The organism is Peptacetobacter sp. AB800, from assembly GCF_047807365.1.
Classification (GTDB): domain Bacteria; phylum Bacillota; class Clostridia; order Peptostreptococcales; family Peptostreptococcaceae; genus Peptacetobacter.
This window is the reverse complement of sequence record NZ_JBLOUI010000079.1, coordinates 1-1799: the sequence shown is the minus strand read 5'-3', so window position 1 is coordinate 1799 and position 1799 is coordinate 1. Positions and strand designations below refer to the sequence as shown.

The 1799-nt window shown below is 34.4% G+C and carries 1 protein-coding gene; it reads left to right on the top strand.

Annotation, left to right across the window (positions count from 1 at the left end; translation table 11 throughout):
• Nucleotides 1-520 precede the first annotated feature (520 nt).
• Nucleotides 521-1799 (top strand): group II intron reverse transcriptase/maturase (gene ltrA, locus ACK2WN_RS12010; protein WP_416155691.1); only part of this gene is annotated, 1279 nt, incomplete at its 3' end.

Genomic DNA, 1799 nt, shown 5'->3' with positions numbered 1-1799 from the left:
TTTTTAGTATGACGGGCATGCTATTAATCTGTGGTGAAAGTCCATAAAAGGCGTAGCTACCGACGAACTTGATAGCGACTTGCAAGGTTTGTGCTGCGAAGCATAGGCGAGAAGAAGCAATAGCGAAATCGTAGCCTGACGAACAGAAACCTAATACTAAGGCTTATATGATGGATAAGTTGACTAAAAGCAATGAAGTCCCAAAGGTAGTCGTAACTCATATAAGTATATTAGGCAGGTAGACGAGGAAAGATTAATGGCTTATCCCGTGAGGTCTCACAAGCAGAACATCTGTAGTAACAACGAATTGTGAGAAGTCAGCAGAAGCCATAGTAGTGACGAAACCTTTGTAATGAAGGTGGAGCGAAGGGCGGAACAATTTCAACAGTCAAATTTAAATTACATAAACAAATATATAGATTCGACAAGAGTAGAGTAGCGAAGACGTAACGGAACAAAATACTCATAGGTGGTAGAATTAATATATATGAAGTTAAATAATGAAAGGAGACAAAATCTTTTGGCAACAGAATTAATGGAAAAGATACTTGAAAGAGAAAATATGATGCAAGCATATAAGAAAGTTAAATCCAATAAAGGTGCTTGTGGAATAGATGGAATAGGTACAGATGAAATAAGAGATTACCTAATAGAAAATTGGACAAGTATCAAAAATAGAATAATAAAAAGAAAATATAAACCACAACCAGTTTTAAGAGTGGAAATACCAAAACCTAACGGTGGTGTAAGAAATCTAGGTATTCCAAACGTAGTAGATAGGATAATAGAACAAGCAATAGCTCAAGTAGTTAGCCCTATTGCGGAGCAACATTTTAGTGAATACAGCTATGGGTTTAGACCGGGAAGAAATGCACATCAGGCAATAGATAAACTTCTTGAATATCTAAATGATGGATATACTTATATCGTAGATATTGACCTAGAAAAATTCTTCGACAATGTTCCTCATGATAAACTAATGACATTAGTTCAAAAAATAATACATGACCCAGATACAGAATCATTAATCAAGAAATACCTAACGGCTGGGGTAATGATTAAGGGAAAATATGAAGAAACGAAACTAGGAACACCGCAAGGTGGAAATTTATCACCACTTCTATCAAATATTATGTTAAATGAACTCGATAAAGAACTAGAGAAAAGAGGTTTGCACTTCGTGAGATATGCAGATGACTGTATAATAACCGTTGGAAGTAGTGCCTCAGCTAATAGAGTTATGAATACTGTAACTAAATGGATAGAAAGAAAGTTAGGATTAAAAGTAAATGCAACGAAGTCAAAGATAACAAGACCAACAAATCTCAAATACCTCGGATTTAGTTTCTACAAAATTGGAACAAAGTGGGAAGTTAGAATCCACGAAGACTCGATAACTCGCTTTAAAAGGAAACTCAAGAAACTAACAAAACGTTCTTGGTCTGTAGATATGACATATAGAATCAAGAAATTAAATGAAGTAATAAGAGGTTTTATAAACTATTTCAAAATACGGAAAATGAGAAAACATATGGAATTAATAGATAGACGTATAAGAAACAGAATGAGAGTTGTGATATGGAAACAATGGAAAACTAGTGAAAAGAGATTTTGGGGATTAAGAAAATTAGGAGCACCAGTTTGGATGGCAAAACAATCCGTAGGATTTGGTAACCATTATCAAGCAGTAATTAAGACAACTGGACTAAATAAAATAACAAAGGAAATTTTCACTAAAAGAGGATTAATAAGTTGCTTAGATTATTATATGAAATTGAACCGCGGAGTGCCGAACGGCA